The 25,386-nt window shown below is 47.6% G+C and carries 18 protein-coding genes and 2 pseudogenes; 5 read left to right on the forward strand and 15 right to left on the reverse strand.

Annotated elements, in window-relative coordinates; genetic code table 11:
• Nucleotides 1–65 precede the first annotated feature (65 nt).
• The 8 genes and pseudogenes from gucD to EXW96_RS28520 all read right to left on the reverse strand — a co-directional run bounded on the left by gucD (nt 66) and on the right by EXW96_RS28520 (nt 8,944).
• Nucleotides 66–1,538, reverse strand: a complete 1,473-nt coding sequence (gene gucD, locus EXW96_RS11375; protein ID WP_062406296.1) for an alpha-ketoglutaric semialdehyde dehydrogenase GucD — start codon at nt 1,536–1,538, stop codon at nt 66–68.
• Between the two features lie 58 nt (nt 1,539–1,596).
• Complete coding sequence (locus EXW96_RS11380) at nt 1,597–2,649, reverse strand: Ldh family oxidoreductase (protein WP_137670633.1); 1,053 nt, start codon at nt 2,647–2,649, stop codon at nt 1,597–1,599.
• 17 nt (nt 2,650–2,666) lie between these two features.
• Entirely contained in the window at nt 2,667–3,602 is a 936-nt protein-coding gene (kdgD, locus tag EXW96_RS11385; protein WP_062406293.1) for a 5-dehydro-4-deoxyglucarate dehydratase, read from the reverse strand.
• Nucleotides 3,599–4,900, reverse strand: a complete 1,302-nt coding sequence (locus tag EXW96_RS11390) for a nickel pincer cofactor-dependent isomerase, group 22 (RefSeq protein WP_174350580.1) — start codon at nt 4,898–4,900, stop codon at nt 3,599–3,601. The genes kdgD and EXW96_RS11390 overlap by 4 nt, the downstream gene beginning before the upstream one ends.
• An 83-nt stretch (nt 4,901–4,983) precedes the next feature.
• Nucleotides 4,984–6,027 (reverse strand): Bug family tripartite tricarboxylate transporter substrate binding protein, encoded by a 1,044-nt coding sequence (locus tag EXW96_RS11395; protein WP_062406289.1) that lies wholly within the window; start codon nt 6,025–6,027, stop codon nt 4,984–4,986.
• 197 nt (nt 6,028–6,224) lie between these two features.
• Nucleotides 6,225–6,929, reverse strand: a complete 705-nt coding sequence (locus tag EXW96_RS11400; RefSeq protein WP_174350581.1) for a FadR/GntR family transcriptional regulator — start codon at nt 6,927–6,929, stop codon at nt 6,225–6,227.
• Between the two features lie 75 nt (nt 6,930–7,004).
• On the reverse strand, nt 7,005–8,510 hold the full coding sequence (locus EXW96_RS11405; RefSeq protein WP_171005947.1) for a tripartite tricarboxylate transporter permease: 1,506 nt from the start codon (nt 8,508–8,510) through the stop codon (nt 7,005–7,007).
• A 9-nt stretch (nt 8,511–8,519) separates the two neighbouring features.
• Nucleotides 8,520–8,944: pseudogene (locus EXW96_RS28520) on the reverse strand (tripartite tricarboxylate transporter TctB family protein).
• Nucleotides 8,945–9,195: 251 nt separating this feature from the next.
• Here EXW96_RS28520 and EXW96_RS11420 point away from each other — a divergent pair.
• Nucleotides 9,196–9,471 carry an amidase family protein gene (locus EXW96_RS11420; RefSeq protein WP_062406281.1) on the forward strand — a complete coding sequence of 92 codons (276 nt, stop codon included), beginning with the start codon at nt 9,196–9,198 and terminating at the stop codon, nt 9,469–9,471.
• Between the two features lie 147 nt (nt 9,472–9,618).
• Here EXW96_RS11420 and EXW96_RS11425 read toward each other — a convergent pair whose 3' ends face one another.
• The 7 genes from EXW96_RS11425 to EXW96_RS11455 all read right to left on the reverse strand — a co-directional run bounded on the left by EXW96_RS11425 (nt 9,619) and on the right by EXW96_RS11455 (nt 19,897).
• Nucleotides 9,619–11,241, reverse strand: a complete 1,623-nt coding sequence (locus tag EXW96_RS11425) for a glycoside hydrolase family 13 protein (RefSeq protein WP_174350584.1) — start codon at nt 11,239–11,241, stop codon at nt 9,619–9,621.
• A gap of 22 nt (nt 11,242–11,263) precedes the next feature.
• Nucleotides 11,264–13,345, reverse strand: coding sequence for an amylo-alpha-1,6-glucosidase (locus EXW96_RS11430; protein WP_174350585.1), 2,082 nt, complete (start codon nt 13,343–13,345; stop codon nt 11,264–11,266).
• A 78-nt stretch (nt 13,346–13,423) separates the two neighbouring features.
• Nucleotides 13,424–14,248, reverse strand: a complete 825-nt coding sequence (locus EXW96_RS11435; RefSeq protein ID WP_062406276.1) for a carbohydrate ABC transporter permease — start codon at nt 14,246–14,248, stop codon at nt 13,424–13,426.
• Between the two features lie 5 nt (nt 14,249–14,253).
• Nucleotides 14,254–15,201: a carbohydrate ABC transporter permease gene (locus EXW96_RS11440; protein WP_062406274.1), complete on the reverse strand. Its 948-nt coding sequence runs from the start codon at nt 15,199–15,201 to the stop codon at nt 14,254–14,256.
• 88 nt (nt 15,202–15,289) lie between these two features.
• Nucleotides 15,290–16,516: an ABC transporter substrate-binding protein gene (locus tag EXW96_RS11445; protein WP_139170810.1), complete on the reverse strand. Its 1,227-nt coding sequence runs from the start codon at nt 16,514–16,516 to the stop codon at nt 15,290–15,292.
• Between the two features lie 172 nt (nt 16,517–16,688).
• Nucleotides 16,689–18,227: a response regulator transcription factor gene (locus tag EXW96_RS11450; protein ID WP_174350586.1), complete on the reverse strand. Its 1,539-nt coding sequence runs from the start codon at nt 18,225–18,227 to the stop codon at nt 16,689–16,691.
• Nucleotides 18,224–19,897, reverse strand: coding sequence for a sensor histidine kinase (locus tag EXW96_RS11455; RefSeq protein WP_309225077.1), 1,674 nt, complete (start codon nt 19,895–19,897; stop codon nt 18,224–18,226). Before EXW96_RS11455 ends, EXW96_RS11450 begins: the two co-directional genes overlap by 4 nt.
• A gap of 391 nt (nt 19,898–20,288) precedes the next feature.
• Here EXW96_RS11455 and EXW96_RS11460 point away from each other — a divergent pair, with 391 nt between their 5' ends.
• From EXW96_RS11460 to EXW96_RS11475, 4 genes and pseudogenes are all read left to right on the forward strand, one after another.
• Nucleotides 20,289–21,281 (forward strand): sugar-binding protein, encoded by a 993-nt coding sequence (locus EXW96_RS11460; RefSeq protein ID WP_174350588.1) that lies wholly within the window; start codon nt 20,289–20,291, stop codon nt 21,279–21,281.
• On the forward strand, nt 21,278–22,729 hold the full coding sequence (locus EXW96_RS11465; RefSeq protein WP_174350589.1) for a sensor histidine kinase: 1,452 nt from the start codon (nt 21,278–21,280) through the stop codon (nt 22,727–22,729). The genes EXW96_RS11460 and EXW96_RS11465 overlap by 4 nt, the downstream gene beginning before the upstream one ends.
• Nucleotides 22,704–24,046, forward strand: a pseudogene (locus EXW96_RS11470) (AraC family transcriptional regulator). Before EXW96_RS11465 ends, EXW96_RS11470 begins: the two are co-directional and overlap by 26 nt.
• A gap of 175 nt (nt 24,047–24,221) precedes the next feature.
• A partial coding sequence (locus tag EXW96_RS11475) for a sugar porter family MFS transporter (RefSeq protein ID WP_174350590.1) occupies nt 24,222–25,386 on the forward strand: 1,165 nt, incomplete at its 3' end.

Here is a 25,386-nt window from a genome sequence, read left to right on the forward strand (position 1 = left end):
TAAGAAAAGCCGGTTTCTTCTGTCAAGAATCCCGGCTTTCGGTGATATGTGTTAACTCAAAAGAATCATGCTTTCACAAATACGGTTTTGATGGACGTATAAAATTCAATGGCCGCCTGACCTTGTTCCCTGGAATGGGAGCTGGATTGTTTCATACCGCCAAACGGCGCTTGCAGCTCAACCCCGGCCGATTCCGCATTAATGCGGACCAGGCCCGCATCCATCTCTCGAATAAATGATAACATATTTCCAATGTTTTGTGTGAAAATAGAGGCGCTTAATCCATATTTTGTATCATTCGCCACTTCCAGCGCTTCTTCTATAGTATCCACCTTGATTAAAGCAAGCACCGGACCGAAAATCTCCTCCTGCGCAATGACCATATTGCGATTCACATTTTCAAACACGGTAGGCTCAACATAGAAGCCATTTTCCAGACCGCCGCCGGTGATCCGCTTTCCGCCTGCAAGCAGTGTGGCTCCTTCCTGTTTCCCCTTCTCGATATAAGATAATACGGTGTTTAATTGATTTTCACTGGCGCAGGGCCCCATCCATGTATCGCTGTTTAATCCGTCGCCAACCTTGATTTCGTTCACTTTGGCCAGCAGCTTTTCTTTAAATAGGTCATAAATTTTACTTTGTACGATGACACGGCTGGTGGCCGTGCATTTTTGTCCCGTAGAGCGGAGACCGCCGCTGACGGTGGCTTCGACGGCCAGATCGAGATCCGCATCCTCTGCCACGATCACCGGGTTTTTGCCTCCCATTTCAAGCTGATACTTGGCTCCGCGGGCAACCGCACCCTGAGCTACAAGCTTACCGACTTGATCGGAGCCCGTGAAGCTGATCCCTTTAATATCCTTATGATCAATGATGCCCTGCCCAATCACGGAGCCGGCGCCGGTCACCATATTGAGCACGCCTGCCGGTAGGCCCGCTTCGGCGAAGCACTCTATCACTTTAGCAGCCGTTACGGCGGTTTCCTGCGCAGGCTTGAACACTACGGCATTGCCATAAATCAGTGCGGGCGCGATTTTCCAGACCGGAATCGCAACAGGGAAATTCCAAGGCGAAATAATGCCTACCACACCGAGAGGAACACGATTCGTAAACATCAGCGCCTCACTGTCGGTGGATGGAATCACATCGCCTACCTTGCGCATGCCTTCGCCCGCATAATAACGGAGAATCGCCACGCCTCTGGCCGTTTCGCCTTTGGCTTCGGGAAGCGATTTGCCCATTTCTCTTGTCATCGTTTCGGCAATGTCGTTGAGTCGGGCTTCAAGAATATTGGCCGTTTTGAAAAGATAATCTCCTCTGGCGGCGCCTGAAAGCTTTCTCCATTGAACCTGAGCTTCCTTCGCCGCTTGGACTGCCCGATCCAAATCGGCTGCCGTCGATTTTTGAATATAGCCTACAATTTCCTGCGCATTGGCGGGATTCGTACTCTTATCCACTTCACCGGACGAAGAAGCGGTCCAGCTTCCATTTATATAATTCAAATAAGTATTCGTTGTTGTTTTCTCTCCTATAGTCATCTGTATTCCAATCCTTTCTATGGCGTTCATAGGTAATGACGAGCAATTCTGGCAATTCTTAGTCCACTAAAGTCACATTGGCACCATAACGCCGGGCCGCACTTAACAGCTCGTTATGGATTTCACTAGACAATACGATCCCGTTTTTCCGGGCTTCCTCGGCTCTTGCATATTCCAGATCTCCCGGCATATAGACTTTATCAAATCCTTTGGCTGGTGCGCTCTCCCGGGTTTCGCGCTCTTTTTCCGCCATGCGCTCAAGGAAGGTATCAAGAGGCATCATTGCATTGACATCGAGGGCGGCAAACATATGTCCCAGATTTTGCGGAACCGGATCATCATAAAAGCGCGGGATTTGCGATCCGTACAGAGCCCCGGTCAACACGCCCGTTAAAATATCAACCATAATGGCCAACCCGGACCCTTTGGCTCCCCCGAAAGGCAGGAGACTTCCTTTTAGCGCCTCATGAGGATCGCTTGTTTCCCGTCCGTCGACGGTAATGGCCCAATCCGTCGGAATCGGTTTGCCCATCTTGGAGGCTAGGGTGATTTTGCCTCTGGCCTGGTTGCTTGTAGCCATATCCAGCATAATCGGCTTGCCCGATGGAGACGGCACGGCAATGGAAATCGGATTCGTTCCCAAAGTAGGCACCTTGGAACCGAACGGAACCATGACAGGAGAGGTATTGGTCATCGAGATGCCGATCATTCCCTGCGCTGCAATTTGAGCCGTCCAATAGGCTGCTGTCCCGTAGTGATTCGAATTCCGGACGCCAACCCAGGAGCTGCCGTACTCCTTCGCTTTCTTAACCGCTACGTCGACGGCTTTCTGGGATACGATCTGGCCCCAGCCGTTGCCCGCGTCAAGCAGTGCGGTTGTCGGCGTTTCGGAAACGACGGTGATGTTCGTTTCCTTCGTCACCAGGTTATTGTCCAGTCTGACCAGGTAATCGTTCAATTTGGAAACACCGTGAGAATGAACGCCTGTCAGGTTGGCGTGAACAAGAGAATCTGCGATAATTTCCGAATCGCGCTCGGGGATACCGGCTGCGGTCAACACTTGTTTACAAAACGCCGTCAATTTTTCCGGAGATACTCGAATGTCGGACATGGTATACTCATGCTCCTTTATTTGCTGGATTCTATTGCTGTTTTTTTGGGAAACCGATCTAACGCATGCTTCAAGATAACCTCCAGCTGAGCGTAATGCTCTTTCTCTACGGGAATCAGGGGCGCACGTACCCTGCCGCCGACGGGTAATCCCATGATCTCCATACCGGCTTTGATTAGGGAAACGGCATAGCCTTTTCTTTGTTTGCGAATGTTGTTGATCGGGAAAATCACTTCTTTATACAGCTCGTTCAGTAAAGCTTGATTGTTTTCTTGGACTGCGCTATAAAACATTCTCGAAATGTGAGGTATATAGTTCGAAATCGCCGATGAATAGGAAGTAAAGCCCAACGGAACATAAGCCGGGTACGTCACTTCGGCAAACGGCATGCCATTGATCCAGCTCAGGCGGTTTCCTAAGGTCTGAACGAACTCGATGTTGCTCTCCATCTTCCCGACACCGTCTTTGAGTCCGATGAACTGGGGAAGCTCGGCTAATTTCGTCAGGGTACCCAAAGACAATACGGCATTGTCGCGTTGATAAACAATGGCATTCAGATCCGTAGATTCGATAATGGTCTTAAAGTATTCGTATAATCCGGATTGTTCTCCGTTGATTAAATAAGGAGGCAAAATTAAATATCCGTCAGCCCCTTTGGCTTGTGTGATGCGCGCCAATTCGACGGCCTCTTTGATGTTTCCCCCGACGCCCGTGTATACGGGCACTTTTCCCCTGCTCAGCGAAACGGCGATCTCAACAATCGCTTCATACTCGCTGCGTGTCAGCGACTGAAACTCTCCCGCTCCGGCCGAAACGTAAATTGCATCCAGCCCTCCGTCAATCAAAAAGGTAATGTTTGCGGCTAATGCCTGTACATCCAATTGATCGTTGTCTTTAAAGGGGGCGACGGGAAAGCCCAGAATCCCTTTGATTTGATTGGCAGGTTTACTCATCCGTGCTCCATTCCTCTCCATATATCTGTTGTTATGTTATGGTCTGAATCGAAGGCGATCTCCAAAGGTTCGCCTAATACTTGTATGCGGGGATCTCCCTTCATATCCGCCAAAACCGATTCGGAAATCAAAATATTTTCTAATTCCAATGTATTTTTGATCCATACCACCCTCGGATTTTGAAGATCGATATGGTAACACGTCCTTAAAGCGGTGCTTATGGCTTCCCGGTCATTGGACATAATGACGGGAATTTTGGCGGAATCCAGAATTTTGGATGTAATGACGTTGGCGTAGGTGTAGCTCAGATTGATCTGTTCAAAAACCCGTCTGGTGATCACATCGGCCACCCCGATTCCGCAAGCATTCCCCTTCGTTTCCTTTGTCAGGCCGCGAACGAAAATCCGTTCAATTTGAGGCGCGTTGAATTGTTGCGGTGCTTTCGATGCGGCCCGTCCTGTGATGTTAGGATCCATTCCCGAACCGCTGATGTTTTTCCCTATTTCATTGACCATAAGCAGATCGACTTGTTCCGGTACAATCCTGGGCATATACTTTTTGGCTTGAATAAGCAGTTCTTTATCTTTAAGTATGAGCTCATCCGGCGTGACCGCTTCAATATGCGCGGTCTTGTCGTAAGCATTCTCCAATACTCCAACCCCAAAGGCGATCAGGGCATGCTTCAGATAGACCTCAGCTATTTTGGGCAGCAATACGGGCATTTCAGCCAGCGGATGCTGATGGATTGCCAACGTCCCCTTGTGCCGGCCCAGGCCGATCGCCATCATTTTCAGCAATCCGCTTTCATGATCCCCTTTAAAGCTCGTATGAGGCTTTACCCGATTGATGAAGACAATGGCATCCGAACGATAGGAGGCTTCATCCAGATAAATGGGGGTGCCGTCATCCAAGGTGCCGATCTGAACGACATCCATGGAGTTCAGGATGGGTACTCCCATGCTTTCTTCCGTAACGCCCAACTCCGCCAGCATCTTGATCTGGCCTTCTGCGGTTCCTCCTCCATGGCTTCCCATGGCTGGAACAATAAACGGTTGGGCTCCCCATTCCTTCAGTTGATGAATCAGTGTAACTACCAGTTTGGGAAGGTTCGCAACTCCCCTGCTTCCAACGCCTACGGCCACACGGGACCCGGCTTTAATTGAATTTCTTATCGCTTCTTTGTTCAGTTCCTTTCTCAGTTCGCCTTCAATATCATTGATCGTTGGCGCGTCAAAAACTTGACGTACAGGGATCATTCTAGGAAGCGGAACGAAATTGCTTAATTCACCCGTCAACATTGGTTTGCACCCTTTCGTCCGTTACATAATGAGGGTATATCATCTCATATGCCGATGACATACCCTGTATCCTATAATGCCGATTACTTGATCAGGCCGATCTTCTTCGCAACATCCCCGGTGGATTTATACGTTTCTTCGGCAATCTTCTTGAAATCCTCCGGACCGCTATAGGCCGGCGAAATTCCGATCTTTTTGAAGTCCTCAATGACTTCAGGGTCTTCCAAAGCCTTTTTGAAGGCGTCATGCAAAATGGTCACGACTTCTTTAGGCGTCCCCTTCGGAGCGACAATACCGGTCCAAGCGTTGTACCCGGTATAACCTCTTTCCGCAAGCAAAGGTGCATCCGGAATCGCATCCGATTTGGTGGTTCCGATATTGGCCAGAATGCGCAGTTCCCCGGAATCCACTTGCGGTTTGGCTTCATGAACTTGTACAACCGCGCCTTTCACATGTCCGCCAAGCAGTGCCGTAATGGCAGGCGCAGCACCGTCATAAGGTACATGCTTCAATTTAAGATTATCCTTGAGTGCAACGGCCTCCAAATTCAAATGCTGCGTATTCCCTACGCCCGGAGTGGAATAAGTAAATGCATTCGGGTTATTTTTGACATAATCAAACCACTCATCAATCGTTTTCCACGGCGCATCCGCTTTCACAACCAATACGTGAGGTACAGAGTTTGCGATTAAGATCGGTTCAAAGCTGTCAAAGGAGTACGGTGTTTTACCGTAGTTCGGCTGAATGGACAAATTACCGATCGTCGCCATGGAGATCATATAGCCGTCGGGCTTGGCTTGAGTAAGTCCGGTCAACCCGATCGTGCCGCTGGCCCCCGGCTTATTTTCGACTACAACGGTACCTTTGTTCGGAAGATATTTAGAAACGGCGTTTGCAAGCGTGCGGGCCGTGATATCCGTACCTCCGCCAGCGGCATAGGGAACAACCAGCTGAATCGGTTTTTCAGGAAACTTGGACTTCGGAGCTTCAGCGGTGTTGTTGGATGCGGCCGGCGCAGGATCCGTACCCTGAGTCGAGGATGCTCCTGTACCGCACCCTGCCAATAAGGAACCTGCGAGTGCTGCTACAGACAATGCGGAGAGAATCGTTTTGTTTCTGCTTTTCATTTGGAATGGCCTCCCTTTTCATGTTTCCTGTCTGCCCATCAGGTTTGAAGTATTCGCTTTTTTTGTGTATACTTCACTTGGAATTGTTTTTTTATATCTTCTTCACCTCCTGTTACATGGTGTCAGCCCGCACGACTGGACACCATGTAACAGGAGGTGCTTTTTTATTGCCACTGCTCTTGTGAAAGCTTAACTTTCTAGGCCTTGCTTTCTTTTCTTTGCTTTAAAATTTTTTTCCTTACGTAGTCCAAATGTCGGTACATTTGTGCAAAAGCTTCGGACGGCGATCTCTTTTTCAATGCCTCATAAATGGCTTTATGATGTTCAACCGCAACATCCCGTTCTCTAAATTTGATGTTTTTACTCATCCGGTCAAAAGCCATCAAAAGGGAATCGATCATGCCTTCCAGAATGTAATTGTTTACGCTAAAAGCAATAATTCGATGAAACTCTTTATCCACTTGAGAATAGTCCCCCGGATGTTCAGAAAGAGCCTTAATCGTTTGGTTGAGCTCATCAAGCTGCTGATCTGTGATTTTCTCCGCAGCCATCGCAATCATACCAAGCTCCAATGCCATCCTGGCCTCGATAATGGATGGCAAATCATCTCCGGCCAGAGACAGCATATTCGTATACGGTTTACTGCTGATTTTTTCAGAAAAATACGTGCCGTCCCGCGTTTTTCTGTGAATAATCCCCAAAGATTCCAGGGAACTCATAGCCTCACGCAATACAGGTCTGCTGACTGACAGCATTTTCGTCAGTTCCGTTTCGGGATAGAGCTTATCCCCGGGCTTTAATTGCCCGGAGGCAAGAAGTTGAATGATCCTGTCAGCCACTTCTTTGGCCAATGTTTTGCGAGGGACAGAATCCAGCACGATTTCTTGTTTTTTCTTAATCAATTCATTCCACCTTCCTTTTTTATTTGCCATATTTTAAAATTGTATGACAAATAAAATGAAATTACAAACATTTCTTTACATTTCCACGTCGCTGGCCAGCATGCCCTTCTTATTCTTTATGCCTGCATAAACGCTGAAAATAAGAATAATAAAAGAGATGGACAGCAGTACAAGTGAAATCGGTCTGGAGAAAAATCCAAGAAAACTGCCTTCAAATAAAATCATCGATTGCAGCAATGAGCTTTCCAGCAATTGTCCAAGAACAAAGGTTAAAACAATCGGCGCCATTGGGATATCGAGCTTTTTCATGAAATAACCCAATACTCCGAAAATCAGCATAACCCACACATCAAACAAGCTGTTATTTACACTGAATGCGCCCAGAATGGCGACTGCAAAAATAATCGGGTATAACAGCTTCGCGGGAATCAGGGCAATTTTGGCCCACATGCCGGCCAAAGGTAAATTTAAAACCAGCAAAATCAGATTCCCGATGAACATGCTGGCAATGATTCCCCATACGACGTCGGGATTGTTTTGGAATAACGTAGGGCCGGGAGTTAAACCATGCATGATAAAGGCTCCGAACAATACGGCAATCGTAGGAGAGCTCGGGATTCCTAATGTGAACAGCGGAATTAAGGCCGCTCCGCTGTAAGAATTGTTCGCTGTTTCCGGCCCGGCAACCCCTTCGATGGCTCCTTTGCCGAAACGTGACGGATCTTTTGCCATTTTTTTCTCAAGAGAATAAGACAGGATCGCCGGTATGACGGAGTTCGAGCCCGGTACAAGTCCTACCAGGAAGCCTAACCCGGTTCCTCTTCCGATCGCGGACAGCGTCCGCCTCCATTCGTCACGGCGGGGAAGCAGCCCTTTTACTTTCGGCGGAGCTTCCAGTTTGGTGATATTCTCCATGCCAATCATAATTTCGGAAAGACCGAACAATCCCATGGATATAATGACAAAATCGATCCCGTTCATTAAATTCGGCTCGTCGAAGGTAAACCGGATGGCGCCTGAAACGACATCCATGCCTATGAGAGCCAGACACAGGCCCAAAAGCGCGGAAATGATTCCCTTCACAATGGATTTTCCCATAAGTCCAACCACCGTGATCAGCCCCAACAGCATGAGGGCAAAAAATTCCGGAGGACCGAATCTTAACGCGAATTGAGCTAAAGGCGGCCCGATCACCACGAGCCCAATGATGGAAACGGTTCCGCCGATAAACGAACCGATACCGGCAACCCCTAAGGCAGTCCCCGCTCTTCCCTGTTTGGCCAGAGGATGCCCGTCCAGACACGTAATTACCGAAGCCGCTTCCCCCGGTGTATTGATCAGAACGGAGGTTATCGTTCCGCCATACATTGCGCCGTAATAAATGCCCGCCAGCATAATGATGGCCGAAACCGGCTCCATGGAGAACGTGACCGGCAATAAGATCGCCGTCCCTGTAGTCGGGCCCAATCCAGGCAAAACGCCGACCAGCATCCCGATGGAAACTCCGAGTAAACAATACAGCAGGTTCGACCATGTAAGCGCTGTTTCAAAACCTTGTAATAACTGCATCAATGAATCCATTGAATCCTCCTACCATCCCAAGGCATTCACCGGAAGCGGGACCCCGAGAAATATGTGAAATACTACAAATAAGCATAAGGAAATCGCTATGGAGATCATAAGACCCGAATACCATGTAAATAATCTCCTCAGGATAAAAAACAGCATGATCGTACAGGCCAGAAGAAAACCTAAATATTCAACGGTCAAAAGAAAAAAACAAGTGAACCCACTAAAGTGACGACATTCCATAAACCGCTTCCCGTCGGAAGAATTTCTGAAAAAGCAATTTTTTCCTTGAAAGAGCTTACGATATAGGATAAAGAGAAAATGCCTAATCCTCCGCTTAACCAAAGCGGAAAAAACCCAGGACCGGGACCCGTGTCGGTGTAATAATCCAATTGAAGAGACTGACAAAAAATAACGGCCGAAAAAAGCAGCATCAGTAAGCCCATGTAAACGCTGGCATTATTTTTTACCACGCAATCACCCCCCTAATGTTTTGGTTTTTAAGCGTTTTCACCACCAACTAAGTCATATTGTAATACAAATTGAATAGTAATACAATACGTTTTTTTGCGTGATAGATTCATTGAAAACCCAAAGAAGCGCCGCAAGTTTGCAGCGCCTCGGATGATTCTCCACGTTCTCCACTTTTATTCATGCCCATGTAAGGCAGCAACCTTTTGATAAAAATCTTTGACCGATGGGTATAAGCTTCGGAGCCAACACTTCTATAGTCAATGGAATCGAATCCGATGTAACCGACGATTTGATTCGTTTGACTTCACCGAGCAACTTGACCGGCCTGCCCAGCTTAACGATCCCTTGCGGATTCAGCAATGGACTTCCCGTCGGCTTGCAGCTCATCGGTAAGGCATTGGATGAAGGCACCCTTTTAAAGGCCGGATATGCATTCGAACGCACGAACGAACTTCGCTTTACAAAGCCTATATTCGCTTCGGCCATGAAGTTGAACTAAGCCGAACTCCCCGTTTACAGCCTGCCCCGCAAATCATTCCCCGCTCAAAAAGATCGCCGGCCATTCCGATAACGGAATAGCCGGCGATTGTCCAACCTTCATCGGGATTGAACCGATTCGTTCAGATCCCCGATAAAGGTTATTGCGTTAAGATGATTTCAATCGGTATACTCTGGACTCATAGGGCCTCAGCTGCCATTCATCGCTTGGATCCGCCTGCTCCCGGTAATTCGCGATCAACAGCTCCCTTGGATATGAAATGACGGATGCAGGAAGCTCACAGACGGCCGGCTGATCCGAGATATTCAGAACGACAAGCCATTTCTCGCCGCCGAGCTCGCGCAGGTAAGCGTATATTTGCTCATGATCCTCAAGCAGCGGCTCATAGCTTCCATAAACCATCACTTCATGAGCTTTTCTCAGCTGAATGAGCTTTTTGTAGTAATAAAACACCGAATTCGGATCGGCCAAAGCCGCAGCCACGTTAATTTCCTTATAATTGGGATTCACCTTAATCCATGGCGTACCGCTCGTAAACCCGGCGTTCTCCGAATCGTCCCACTGCACGGGCGTTCTTGAATTGTCCCTTGACAGATGAAGCAGACTTTCAAAGACTTCTTTGGGATCTCTTCCCTTCTCTACTTCTTCCCTATATTTATTTTTCATCGCGATATCGTTGTAATCGTCAATGGAATCGAAGCGGACGCCGGTCATCCCGATTTCTTCCCCTTGGTAAATGTACGGCATCCCCGGCAGCGTATGCAGCAGAGTCGCGAAGCATTTGGCGGATTCCACACGATACGTCGTATCGTTGCCGAATCTGGTAACGAGTCTGGTGTGGTCATGGTTATTTAAGAATTGCGAATTCCAGCCTTTTCCCCACATGCCATCGTACCATCTTTTCTGAATATCCTTGAACCGCAGCATGTCCCAATGCGCCATATAATCGCACACTTCAAAATGGAACAAGGTATGCAGCTCGCCGCGGTCTTCTCCAACGTAAAGCACCCCGTCCTCCGGAGTCACAAACGGAATTTCCCCCACGGTAAAAATATCGTAATGCTTCAAAACCTTCTCATGCATCTCTTGGAGATATTCATGGATCCCCGGATTATTTCCCAAATAAGAAATGTTGTCGGGATTCTCCGCATCAGGAAAACCAGCCTGTTTGGCGAGAAGATTTATGACATCCATCCGGAATCCGTCGATTCCTTTATCCAGCCAAAAACGCATCATGTCGTAAATTTCTTCCCTGACCTTCGGGTTTTCCCAGTTTAAATCAGGCTGTTCAACGGCAAAAGAATGGAAATAATATTCCCCTGTCTTTTCATCATATTCCCATGCCGAAGGCGTAAAATACGATCTCCAGTTATTAGGCTCCTTCCGCCAGATATAATAGTCTCTTTTCGGATGATCCTTGGACGATCGCGATTCCACAAACCACGGATGCCGGTCGGACGTATGATTCACGACCAAATCCATAATGAGCTTCATGCCGCGGGCGTGAACCTCTTGGAGAAGTCTGTCGAAAGTATCCATGGTTCCTGCTTTGGGCATAATGGACCGGTAATCGGAAATATCGTAACCGTTATCGACATCAGGAGAGCCGTAGCACGGATTCAGCCAAATGACATCGGCGCCAAGCTCGCGAATATAATCCAACTTTTGAATGACTCCCTCTAAATCCCCATAGCCGTCTCCATCGGTATCATAAAAGCTTCTCCAATACACCTGATAGACGACCGCTTCTTTCCACCATGTTTTTTTCATGCTCCCACTCTCTCACTTTGTTTTACTTCGATGAATGAATCAGTGCAAAGCCGGACGTATTCTCCAGTATCTCAACCTTGACCGGGTCCGAACCGCTCCGGCTTCGGGTTACCTTCAAAGAAAGATGCCCCGCGCCAATAGGAATATGCTCGGCCAGCAGCTCGTCAATCATCTCCGGCAAAAACGGATCGATACGGATCTCCTTCTTCAGCGCGTTCGGGTGTAATCCGAGCAACGCCTGCATAAAAACAATCGCGGTCCCGGCCGCCCATGCTTGCGGAGAGCAAGTGGTTGGATACGGTACGGGATACCCGAGCTCCGAGCCATGTCCGCAGAACAATTCGGGCAGACGCTGATATTCGAAGAACCGGGATGCCGCAAGCAGGCTTGAGATGACCTTACCCGCTTCTTTCTTATAGCCCAAACGGCTTAACCCGAGCAGAATCATCCCGTTATCATGCGGCCATACGCTTCCATTGTGGTAGCTCATCGGATAGTAGCCCGCGGCTTCCGTACTCATCGTGCGAATGCCAAATCCGCTGAACATGTCATCGGCAACCAGGCGCTTGGCGATCCGGTCCGCACGGGAGGCAGCCGGCAAACCTGTCATTAATAAATGTCCCGGATTGGATGTCACGGATTGGACTTGCCGCCGGTCCTTGTCGAGTGCGATGGCGTAGAAATTCTCATTCTCCATCCAAAAGGCCTGTTCGAACCTCGCCCGGAACGCTTCGGCATCTTGGTCCAGCTTCTCTGCAAGCGCCATTTCACCCATCCGTTCAAAAATCGGCGCCAAGCTTTTCTTGGCCTGATAGACGTAGCCCTGCACCTCGGCCAAAGCGATCGGCGATCTCGCATACTCTCCGGAGGCGTGAACGATCGAGTTGCTCGAATCCTTCCAGCCCTGGTTAGGAAATCCCTTTTCCGCTTCCTGGTGATAAGTTAAAAAGCCCGAGCCCGCTTCGATTCCACGGTCAATCCAATCGAGCGCGCGTGCAACGTTCGGTTTTAATTCCTCAACGATCGAAAGATCCCCCGTCCAACGAACATATTCACCTAATAATACTAAAAACAAAGGTGTGGAATCAACCGATCCATAATAAGGGCCGAAAGGCGACTGATGCGTATTCACCAGTTCTCCAAAGCGGATTTCGTGCATGATTTTTCCGGGCTGCTCGTCCCGCCAAGCATCCACAGAATCCCCTTGGTAGGCGGCCAATGTTCTCAGGGTTCCCTTGACCTTCTCCGGATTTAACGGGAGCATGAACAAAGAGGTGATGAGACTGTCTCTTCCAAAGGGTACCGCAAACCAGGGCAGCCCGGCCACAGGCGTTTCTCCATATCCGACGTCGGTCATTAACATACGCAAATCCTGTACCCCGCGCCGGTATAAACCGTTAAACACATCGGCATTCGTCGTTACACGGGACGTCTCGCGGTACCATTGTTCATATGACGCTTCGAGACGCTTCAATCCTTCTTCAAAGGAAAGAAGAACAGGCCATTTCTGCTCCAATACGGGAATGATGAAGAAGCAAATCCGCTTTATTTCTTTGGGTTCCAATGTCATGGAATAATGAACAATACCGTCGGCATCCACTTCCGACTCGTTCTGATCCCAACGGATGCAGGTCTCTCTTAGCATGTCATCCGCGCCTTGGTAACGGATCGATAAGGTCCGCTCACCCGTGACCTTTCCGATGATCTTCCCGACTTCCCCTGTTCGGTACTTCCGGACAATGAACATATCCTGAAAATCGGCGTCGAAGGCAGCCGAGAAATCAAAGGAGACGGCTTGGGGAAAGAAGTTCGTTAACGACACTCTTTCATACAATACCCCGTCGTATATAAAGCGCTCCCGATGAATTTCAATGGCTCCCTCATCCTTTCGATCCTTCATTAACCGAATGGATGCGAAGTAGCTTCGATTAGCCGATGATGAAAGCAGGGAAGGCTTCTCGCCATCGACGAACAGTTCCATCCGGCTTAAGAACCGGGTATCTTTCGTGTACAGGCCATAACCGTTTTCATTATTTTCCGTGAGTTCTCCATTTTTATCCGTCAGAAAAAACAAGTCGCCTTCTTTAATCACACTGTATTCCATGGACTAAGCCTCATTCCGTATGAATTTATTGACGATGATAACCAGATTATGAAATCCTTCATCCGATTCTGTCCCTGGTTATCCTTTGACCCCGGAGCTGGATATGCCCTCCATGTATTGCTTCTGGAAGAAAAAGAAGAAGATCAAAATCGGCAGCATAGATAAAACAACCCCCGCCATGATCAGCGGCGTATTTTCAAAAAACATATCTTTCACGCTGTTGAGCCCCACCACGAGCACATATTTATCCGGGCTGTTAGCCAAGGTGCTTGGGATCAGGTAACTGTTCCAGGTCCCTGCAAACGCCAGGATCGACATCGTAATGAGCGGGGATTTGGCCAAAGGATACACAATGCGCCAGAAAGCCCCCATTTTCGTCAATCCATCCAGCCTTGCCGCTTCAATGAACTCGTTCGGTACGCTGATAAAAAATTGTCTCATCATGAAAATGTACAGACATTGATACAGAAACGGAACCGTTAATGCCGCAAAAGAGTTTAACCAGCCAATCTGCGCCATATTAACGTATACCGGTATCAGGATCATGTGATAGGGAACCATCATGGTGGCCACGACAATCCAATAGATGATTTTTTTTCCCGCAAAATCCAGCTTCGCAAGAGCAAAGCCGGCCATCGGATTAATCATCAAATTCCCGATAATGACGATCCCCGTCATAATGACCGTATTCAAGAACCATTTGGGCACGTTGTAAGCCTCATTCGTAAAAAATAATTTGTAATTATCCAACGTCCAGTTCGAAATTCCCGTTATTTTATTCACGTACTGCATCGGAACGAAAGAGGTGTACAACGTATAGGCGAAAGGCAGGATGAACATGCATCCAACGATCGTAATGACGGCATAAATGCCCAGCAAAGTGAATTTTTTATTGATCTGCACCAGTGTCACCCCTTATCGTCCAACCATTTTTTCTGAAGGAAGGTAATGATCATAATAATGAAGAAGAACAAGACAACCGCGGCGCTTCCGTAGCCGATGTTCATATAACGGATACCATGCTGATAGAAATAAGTAACGACCGTACTGGTTGCTCCGGCAGGCGAGCCTAACGCCCCATATCTGGAAATCGCGGCAATCTGGTCGTAGATTTGAAAGCCTAGAATGGTAGCGACGGAAACGACGAAAAACGTGATCGGCTTTAAATAAGGAACCGTAATATAACGAAATTGAGCCCATTTGGATGCGCCGTCCATTTGACCCGCTTCATATAAATCTTTAGGAACTTCCTGGAGCGCGGACAAATAAACGATCATACTGAATCCGCATTGTTGAAATATAAACAGAATACTGACGAATAGAAGGGCATAGTTCGTATCGGCAAACCAGGTCACATTCCCGAAGCCAAACAGAGAGAAAAATTCGGTAACGAAGGTCCCTTTTTTAAACAGCATCATAAACACGGTCGTAATCGCAATTTGAGAGGTGATATAAGGGATAAAAAAGACCGTTCTAAAAATGCCTTTTCCTTTGATTTTCTGGTTCACCAGAATCGCCATGAGCAATCCCAGCAGCGTTTGAACCGGTACGGCGATCACAACGATCTGCAGGGAGTGAAGTACCGCCCGGTAAAATTCAGGATCGTTCAAAATTTGAATATAGTTTTGTAATCCGATAAATTTGGCTTTGTCTAAAGCCGTGAAGCTTACCTCCTGAAAACTTCTTACGAAGGACTGCACGAATGGATATAAAAACCACCATCCCCACAGAACCAGGAACGGTAAGCTGAACAGCCAGCCGACAACCATATCCGAATCGGCAATCGTACGAAACCATGACTGCTTGGGGGGGCGATTTCGCCCTATACTTACGCTTCTATTCTCATAGGAAGCCATCATGACCCTCCTGAATTCTCAAAATTTGGTTAAAAAAACCGATTATAAAAGTGTTCCCGTTTCTCGGACGGAAACGGGAACGGATGGACTATTTAAATTGTTGCTGAACGCTGTCGAGGATCTCTTTTGGCGATTTATTCGTTCCGCCCAGAATCGATCCCTCCAGCTGTTTAACCAGCTCGTCAATGAATTTCTTGGTTTCTGTCGGATAATTGAAATCGGTGCTGTACTCAAGAGCAGGCTCCACCGCTTTGAACTCCGGATTTTCTTCAAAATATTGAGCAGAAAGACTTGGAATGGCCGGGTTAAACCCAAGCTTCAAAAATTCCGTCTGCGTCTTGTCATTCGTCAAATAGTAGGCAGCTTGCAGGGCCGCTTCCTTGTTTTTGGCATCTTTTAACACCACATAGGCATCCGAGATCATGGTGCTGCCCTCCACCGTTCCTTTCGGTACCGGCACGGCTGCATATTTCAGATTCGGATTCGCGTCTTTCAAATATCCTTTGTACCAATAACCGCCTGTAGTCATGGCCGCTTTGCCGTTAGCAAAGACCTCTCCATCCCATCCGTAACCTAACGACTTCGGAGTTACGGCTAAGCCTTCTTTATACATATCGAAGATCTTCTGCAAGGCTTGAACGTTTTCCGGGGAGTTGATCGTTTTTCCGCCGCCCCAATCGCCGCCGTAGCTTTTCACGTAGTTCGTAATGTGATAGGCGTCCAGATTGATGGTAATTCCATATACATCGTCGGTCTTCAATTTTTTTGCGGCAGCTTCTACTTCATCCCATGTTTTCGGATAGTCGCCAAGCCCTGCTTTTTTCCACAGGTCTTCGTTAATAAAGAACATGGCCGGCATACTGATATTAGGAATGCCATATTGTTTTCCGTCTTTTTTCCAGATATCCAATGAAGCAGGCGTGAAACGATTCATATCGATGCCTGCGGCAGGAATCAGCTCATCCAATGAAGCGAACAAATCTTTACTGATATATTCATTGGCCCCTTCGTTGGAGATTTTAATGAAATCCGGCGCTACGCCGGCCGCAATTTCTCCGGGAAGGATGTTCCAGAATTGCTCGCTGCTCGGATACTGCTTAATTTTCAGCTCAATATTCGGATAGGTTTCCGAGATGGAAGCCGCAGCATCCTGATATACTTTCAGGTCCTGGGCCGCTCCCCAAAATCCCATCGTGATCGTCGTTTTCTTTGGAGTATCTCCCGCTTGATTGCTGCTGTCATCGCTGCCGCATGCCGCCAAACCGGCGATCAATATGAAGGATAACAGCATAATACCCGTAAGCCTTTTCATCATATCAACTCCCCCAAATCATTGTTTTATCCTTAATGCTAATTTGATGGTAACGAAATTGGGGCAAAAAAAAATTAATCAAATGATGATTAATTTAACAAAATGTACTTTCAATTGTAGTTCATTGTCAGGAGGATGGCTTTTTATTATTATTTTTTACTTTTCTTTAATAAAATCAAACCTTTTCTTTCCTGTATTCTTTCGGAGCCATCCCCACGTATTTATGAAAGACGATCGCAAAATGAACCTGACTGTTGAAGCCGACCAGCTCCGCCACCTCATATATTTTGTACCGGTAATCCTTTAACAGCTCTTTGGCTTTCTCAATGCGGATTTCATTAATATAATCAAACAGCCCTCTGTTCACTTCTTGTTTAAATAGTCTGCTTATATAATTGGCGCTGACATGGAAATGATCACCGAGGCTTTTCAGGGATATATTTTCTTTATAATGGGTTTCGATATACTGCATGATATTGCGGATCAGCGGGCTGTACTCTTTATTTTTTTGGGAGATCCGGGCCTCCAGTTTTTCATTAAACCGCGCGTGATAGTAAGATGACAGTTCATTAAAATCCTCAATTTCCTCCAATAGGTTTCCATTCTCCAAATATTCCTCGCCGTCCTCCATCATAAACAGCAAGCCCTGATAAATTTTATGGACATCCTTTTCGTTCATACACTCTTTATTTTGCAGATACTGCTCCCATTCCGCTAAATTAAGCGCGAATTCATCGTACTTCTCTTCCTTTAGCCCGTTTTTCATGGCTACAATATAATGATTGACCTGTTCAAGGGATGCTTCCATCTCTTCGTTTCGATTTTGATAATAAAACAGCGGGTCACTTGGATGATAAAACTTCCGTTCCAATGCCTGCTTGGCTTGTGCAGCGGCTTGTTTACCCTCCTCATAAGTTTGAAATATGTCACTAACCCCAAAAACCGTATCGATATTCACAAACCGCTTCAGAGAAGAACTGATCAGATAGACGATATCGTTCACATGGGCAAAGGAGGCCTGCATGCTCTTGATTTCACTATGGCTTACGAAGACGGCAAACAAGTTGTCCTCGATCTGTACAAATTCCACTTCTTTCTCTTTAGACAGGAGCTCGGATAAAATATTCGAAATCGTATTGGGCAGTATAGCTGCATTATCTTTCGTATATCGTTTTATGACCTGCGCATACTTTTTGATGCTAAACAATAGAACATACATGTTGCCTTCCTTTAATCTCGTTTGCCGGATCCCCTCTGTATTCCCATGAAGCCATGCTCGAAGGATGACGTCTTTGGCATGAGGCGAGTGGTTTAGAACGTCATCTGCGGCATGCCGGTCGCTTTCCATCTCCTCCTTTATTTTTTGCAGCGCGCTTTCGATTTCAAGTTCATTCATACCGGGCTTATGAAAATAATCCGATGCCCCCAGCTTCATGGCTTTTTTGACCAAAGTGAAGTCATCAAAGCTGCTTAAGATGATCACCTTGGCTTCAATTCCGATTTTTTTCATTTCAGCCAGCACTTCAAGGCCGTCTTTTTTCGGCATTTTGATATCCAGGATGATGGCATCCGGCTTTCGTTCCAGAATCAGCTTCATGGCTTCTTCGCCGTCAGCCGCTTCGCCCACGATTTCCATTCCGCCCGCTTCCCAGCGGATGGCCGATTTAAGTCCGATTCGGACCAATGGTTCATCATCCACAATTAAGACTCTCATTCAAACTCACCCGATTTTCCATTCTTAATGACGGGAATCACGATTTTTGCTGTCGTTCCGCTGTTCTCCCCGCTTGTGATCCATAAACCATAGCCTTCCCCGTAATGAAGCTCTATTCTTTTGCGTATATTTTTGATGCCGATCGAATTCATCTGATCCGCCGCACTTCCTTGTTCAAGCTCCTGCTGCTCCGCCTTGGACATCCCTCTTCCGTTATCCGTCACGAGCATGATGATGCGGCCTGCTTCCTCATTGATTCGAATCTCCAGCTTCCCTTTATACGGAATTTCATCGAACCCGTGAAAGATTGCATTTTCGACCAAGGGCTGGAGAAGAAACTTCAATGTCTTGTATTCAAGTACATTCGGATCGATGGCATAAAAAACTTCAAATTTATTCAGATAACGAAAGTCCAGAATTTTCGTGTAGTTTTGAATAAATTCGACTTCCTCCCTGATGGTGACGTAATCGCTCTCGGTTTTGGCCGTAAATTTAATCACCGAGGAAAACGCGGTCAGCGCCTCTTCAATCCCGGTTGCCCCCTGGATCTTGGCCATCCATTTGATAACATTCAAGGTGTTGTACATAAAGTGGGGCCGGATTTGCGATTGCAGCGCTACAAGCTCAAGCTGCCGCTTTTCTTGTTCTTCCTTATATATCCTCTGAATCAGCCTTCGTATTTCCTTTAACATGCGGTCAATAGTGATGCTGATTCTGCCTACTTCCCCATGCTGAATGTCGATGGCGACGTCCAGGTTCCCCTGCGAGACCAGCTTCATTTTCTCATTTAAAACCGAAAGGGGCTTCGTGATGCTCGTAGCGACATAAATCGAAGCAACGATGGACAATCCAAGCAGCAGGATCAACGAAATAACAATCGTTCTTACGATAATATCCACAAAACCAAACAATTCATCCTTCGGAATCAGCGTAACGGCTTTCCAAGGGGTGATGGTGGAAGTGGAAGTAATTAAATAATGATCTTTGCTCTCTCTTGTTTCTTGTTCCTCTCCGCCGATGCCCGCCATATCCTGGCCCAGCACATCGGCTGAAGGTTTGCCTATCTCGCTGCTGTTTTTGCTGTACACTACATTTTCATTTTCATCGATCAGGTAGAAACGGGTATGCTCCGTAAATTGAATGTCACTCCATAATGTTTTCAGTTGATCGACCCCGATGTTCAACAGAATCAGCCCGAGATTTTCTTTCGTATAAGGGTCCATGATCGCCCGGCCGATCGAGACAACAGGTTTTTCATGAAAAGACAGCAATTTTTCGGGATGAATGCCGACAGGAACATATCGTCCCTTGTTCTGCAAAATGTTTTGTACAAACGGTTCATGATAAAATTCATGCTCCAAATAATGATGATCCATGTAATCGTCGTTGCTTCTGCCGATGACGATATGATTTTTGCTTTGGTAAATCACAACCGATTCAATCAAATCGGTATAGAGCAGCATGCTGTTTCTAATAATCCCGCCCACCGTTTCAAAATCCTTCTGCCTTTCATACAGGGGATAAGGATACGCGGTATAATCCTTGCGCATAATTTGAAAGATGCTCGGATCATGCTCGGGATACATCGCCAACCGTAATAATGGATTTAGAGAGCTGTCCATATTTTTCACAATTTGCTTGTTATTTTCTACTGCCGCGTCCAAAATCATACTCCGATTGGAATCCACATACAGCCAGGACAAGGTCCCGCCGATGATCACAAAAGGAATCACAATAAAGCATGAAAAAACAGCAATAAGTTTATTTCTTAAACTTACATTTCTTAATTTATTCCTGAAGCCGGTCATCCGATCACTCTTTTTCACTTCAATCTATACTTTCATTATACCAGATTCACCTGACCCGGTAACTTTCGGGTAAACCTATCGTTAATTTACCAAAAAGAAAGTAAAAAATACGATCCAAGCCTCTTCTGAGCATGGATGGGTTCCAAATCCATTCTTCATAAGACAAAAGGTTCGTCCCGCCGAAGCCATTTTGGTTTGGCTTCAAGGTTTTTGTATAATGAGCGTATATCTGAACGTTCCAAAGGAGCTGCAAATGTCGAATCGCAAATGGAATCTGGGAATTCTCCTTCTTTTTATCCTGTTCGCCTGCCTGCTTTTGAGCTTTTTGTTATCTGCGCTGCGCATCCGCGAGCTGGTTCAGCCCTTAAAATCGGGTGGTGTGGTTATAGACACACGGCATGTCGTGTTAATCTCCCAAGAGCTGGACAATCCGTTCTGGCGGGCCGTAGAGCAAGGAGCAAAGGAAGCGGCCGCGGCATACGGAATGACTCTCGAATATATGGGGCCGTTCCGAATCAATCCGGCAGAGCAGATCAAGCTGTTGGAGAAATCGATTGCCGCCAAAGCCGACGCAGTATTGATCCAGGGAATCAATGATCCTTACTATCGGACGCTGATTGACAAGGCCATGAACCAAGGAATTCCCGTGATTACCGTGGATACGGATGAACCGGGAAGTCGGAGACTGTCTTATGTAGGCACGGATAATCTGGAAGCAGGTAAAAAAATGGGCGAGCTTGTTGTACAAGCGGCGGGAGGTCAGGGCAGTATAGGTGTACTGCTCGGTAAAGCGGAGGCGGACAATCAGCGGATGCGGCTCGAAGGCTTCCGCTCGGTCATCAGCCGCTATCCGGAGCTTGCCATTGTCGATGTGCGCTCGTCGAATATCTCCCGGCTCCAGGCGGCGGGACAAACGGAAGAAATGCTTCTGAGTCATCCCCAAATCCGGTATCTGGTCGGTTTCAGCGCGCTGGACGGACCGGGAATGATGGAAGCTGTCGAACGTGTCAGTCCGCAGGGAGTGAGTATTTTCGCATTCGACGATTTGGAGGAAACAAAGGAAGGCATCCGGCAGTGCAGGATTGTGTCGACGATTGTACAGCAGCCTCATGAAATGGGATATCATGCCGTATCGATGCTGAATGATTATTTCCAAGGAAATAATTTGCAACGGCAGCATTATACCGCGATCGCTGTGCTCGACCGGAATACGGCCGGTAACGGTGCCGGAGGAAGCTGCCGATGACCATTCGACAAAAATTGCTGGTGTTTATTCCATTGCTGGTGCTGCTGGCCAATTCGGTCACATTCTTTTTGTTTGAGAGCGGAAAAATCGTGCGGCAAAGCTACGATGTAATGATGGACCGCATCCTGTTATATAAACAATCCGCTCAGACGTCCGAGGACACGCTCAGGCTGCTATACGGCTATCTGGTCAACCCCGGCGGAAGCAGCGGAGCCGAACTGGGGCAAATGCGGACCAAGCTGCAGCATATTCGCGCCGATTTTCTCGCAAAAACAAGCCCCTCTCTCCCTGCTTCGACACTGACGGGCTACGTGCATATGCTGGACACACTTCTGGAGCAGGAGCAGGCCGCACTCGCCGCAGCGGAAGCCCAGTTGCCGCGCGCCGCGCTGGACCACTACGGGGAGGCGGAGAAGACGACCGGTTTTATCCGTGAGGAGGCGCAGCGTCTCGTCGATTTGGAGCTCGGCTACTATCAGCCGGTCTACAAGCAAATTCAAAATGAGAATGCGCTCATGAACCGTTTGGGCGCGGCCGTCTTCGTCATCAATACGCTGTTGAGCATCGTGCTTGCGGTCTGGATTTCCCGCAGCATTACCGTTCCTGTCGGCCGCCTTGTCGATATGGCCAAACAGATGTCCAAGGGAAACCTGCCTGTAGATCCTGCGCCAATTCGCTCGAGCGATGAACTGGGATTATTATCGAATGCCTTTAAGCAAATGTCGACCGATCTGAAAACGTTGATCGAAAAAGACAAAGAAAGTCTGGAAAAAGACCGGTTGGTCAAAGAATTAGAGCTGCAGGCGCTGCAAAGCCAGATAAACCCCCACTTTCTGTTTAATTCGCTCAACGTGCTCTCCAAACTGGCTCTGCTGGAAGGTGCGGAAAAAACAAGTGATCTGATCATCTCCATGTCGAATCTCCTGCGCTATAATTTGCGCAATCTCGATCAGCCGGTCACCCTTCAGGATGAGCTTGAAAACGTGAAGGAATACATTACGATTCAAAAGGCCCGTTTTCGGGACCGGATCCGCATCGAGATGGATATCGACGAATCCGTGCTGCAGGAGCCCATTCCCTCCCTGACGCTTCAACCCATTGTAGAAAATGCGTTCGTACACGGGATTGGAGGCATGGAGAAAGGAGCCGTCATCCGTCTTCACATTGTGCGTGCTCCGGAAGGTATACGTATCACGGTATCTGACAACGGGAGCGGAATGAGTGAGGAAGTCAGACAGGCATTACTGCGGATGGAAGCGGAGAGCGATAAAAAGAACTCTGCAGGCATCGGAACCCGAAATGTGTTCAAACGGCTGCAGTTATTTTACGGACAGCAAGCGCTTGTCGACATTGATAGCGAGCCGGGAAAAGGAACAACGGTGACGATGATCATTCCCTATCGAAAGGAAGGTACCCCAAAACATGTATCGGCTATTGATCACGGATGACGAGGATTTGGAACGGGAAGGACTGGAATGGATCATTCAGCATATGCTGCCGGATACATTCCAGGTTATCCATGCCGAGAATGGCCGGATGGCTATAGAGCGGGCCGAGGAGTATCGTCCGCATATCGTGATGATGGATGTGAATATGCCCGGTATCCAGGGGCTGGCGGCCATACGGGAAATCAAGGAACGTCTTCCGGATACGAAGTTTGTGCTGGTCACGGCCTATGATTATTTTGCTTATGCCAAAGAGGCGCTTTCGCTCGGCGTCAAAGAATACCTCGTCAAACCGGTTCGGCGCGAACAAGTGGTTAAAACGCTCGAACAGCTGGTCGGGGAGTTGGAGCTGGAGAAGCGCAAGCGAACGGATGAACTGGAACTCAGGCACAAAGTATCGCAGCTGCTGCCGATGGTAGAAAATGAGCTGGCGCTCATGTTCATGGTCGATCAAATTTTGGATACGGGCGTCGAGGAGTTGTCCGATTGGCTCGACTTTCCTCTCGATCAAGGCTGTGCGGTCGTGGTCGCTTTTCCGGAGGACGTTTATACTCTGGACAAGAAGAAGATATACGATATTATCCGCAGCTACGCCAAGACGCATGGAGCGACCTGCATTGTCAGCTCATTGATTGACCGTCATATGGCGATTTTCATGCGAAAAACACCCGGGATCCAGGATGACCAATGGAAAGAGGAAACGAAACGGTATGGAGAAAAGCTGTGTGCTTTGGCTGATCGTCAGCTCGATTTGGCGGTTTCAGTCGGCATCGGAACAGCCCGGAACGGGGCGGAAGGACTGCGCAAATCTTATTTTGAAGCGGTTTTTGCATCTACCTATTATGAACACGGCGGAACGGTATGCCACTTTGACGAGTTGAAGCATGGAGGCGGCCATGGAATCTCCGAGCGGGAAAAGTCGCCTTTAACCATGGAAACGCCTCACCGCTCCTACGTCATTTCCGCTTTGCAGCGAATCCGTGAAGAACGCGAACAGCAAACCTTGACCGTTCTGGAAAGAGCCAAGAACTATATACAGGGAAAATACACCGAGGATCTATCCCTTGAAGAAGTGGCGGACTTCGTCCATCTGAATCCCCATTATTTCAGCAAAATATTTAAACAGCGGTTTGGAGAAACGTTTATTGATTTTGTCACCGGTTTGCGAATTGCTAAAGCCAAAGAGCTGATGGCTTCGGATCATTTGAGCCTTAAGGAAATCTGCTTTATGGTAGGGTATAAAGACCCGAACTATTTTAGCCGGGTCTTCAAAAAATCACCGGCGTTACGCCGACCGAGTATCGCGGCCAATCCAGATAAGGCTTCATCTTAACGTCCATGTCTATTACGCATGGATTTTTTTATGTTTGCAGGACAAGAATGTGCTAGTTTTTCATCAAATCACGAAAAAAAGCGGCTCGTGCAAATTAAATGCGGAAAGACCACAGATTAGTGAAGGTGATTTCTCCCTTAGTCCAAAGCTCCCCATGATATAATGAAGTTCGTTTCTGAACAAGAGACAAGGTCAAAGTCAAACCAAGGGATATATAAAAAACGGAATGTTGGAAGGGAGATAAGAAACTTGGAATTGACGATCAACAAACCGAATGAACAAGTGAGCATAAAGTTTGTAACGCTTGTTTCCATGGTTGCCGCCTTGGGTGGTTTATTATTCGGATTCGATACGGCTGTGGTATCCGGTGCGATTGGTTTTATGGAACAAAAATTTCACTTAAACAATCTGCAGGTCGGCTGGGCCGTTTCCAGTCTGATTATCGGTTGTATTGTCGGAGCTGCAGCCTCCGGTGTGCTGAGCGACAGCTTTGGCCGGAAAAAAGTGCTGATCTTCGCAGCGATTCTTTTTATCATCGGCTCGATCGGCTCCGCTATCCCGGCAACTTTCACCGGTTATATTGTTGCCCGGATCATCGGCGGAATCGGCATCGGTATTACATCCACCTTATGTCCGCTCTATAATGCGGAAATTGCACCCGCCAAATACCGGGGACGTCTGGTCGCACTGAACCAGCTGGCCATCGTTACCGGCATTTTTCTTACGTATTTCGTGAATTTGTGGATTGCCGGATCCGGAGACGAAGCTTGGCAAATCTCCACAGCTTGGCGGTGGATGTTCGGCGTAGGCGCCATTCCCGGATTCCTGTTCCTGGTTCTGCTCTTCTTCGTACCTGAAAGCCCCAGATGGCTAATCAAGCAGGGAAGACCGGTAGAAGCGCTGCCGATTCTGCTGAGGATTCATGGCGAAGATTTGGCCAGACAGGAAGTATTGGATATCAAGGAATCGTTCAAGCAGGAAAGCGGATCGATCCGGCAGCTGTTTAATCCCGGGCTGCGGATCGCCTTGATTGTAGGGGTAGGGCTGGCTATTCTTCAGCAGATCACAGGAATTAACGCCATTATGTATTATGCCCCCGAAATTTTCAAAGCAACAGGCGCAGGTACGAATGCCTCGCTGATCCAGACCATTCTGGTCGGTTTGATCAATTTTCTTTCCACCATTCTGGCCTTGTGGCTGATTGACAAAGTTGGGCGCAAAGTACTGCTGCTGGTCGGTTCGTCCTCAATGACGCTGTGCCTGCTTGTTATAGGCTTGGCTTTTCACACGGGTAATACCTTCGGGCCAGTGGTATTGATCTTTATTT

The organism is Paenibacillus sp. JMULE4 (assembly GCF_013337105.1).
GTDB lineage: Bacteria > Bacillota > Bacilli > Paenibacillales > NBRC-103111 > Paenibacillus_G > Paenibacillus_G naphthalenovorans.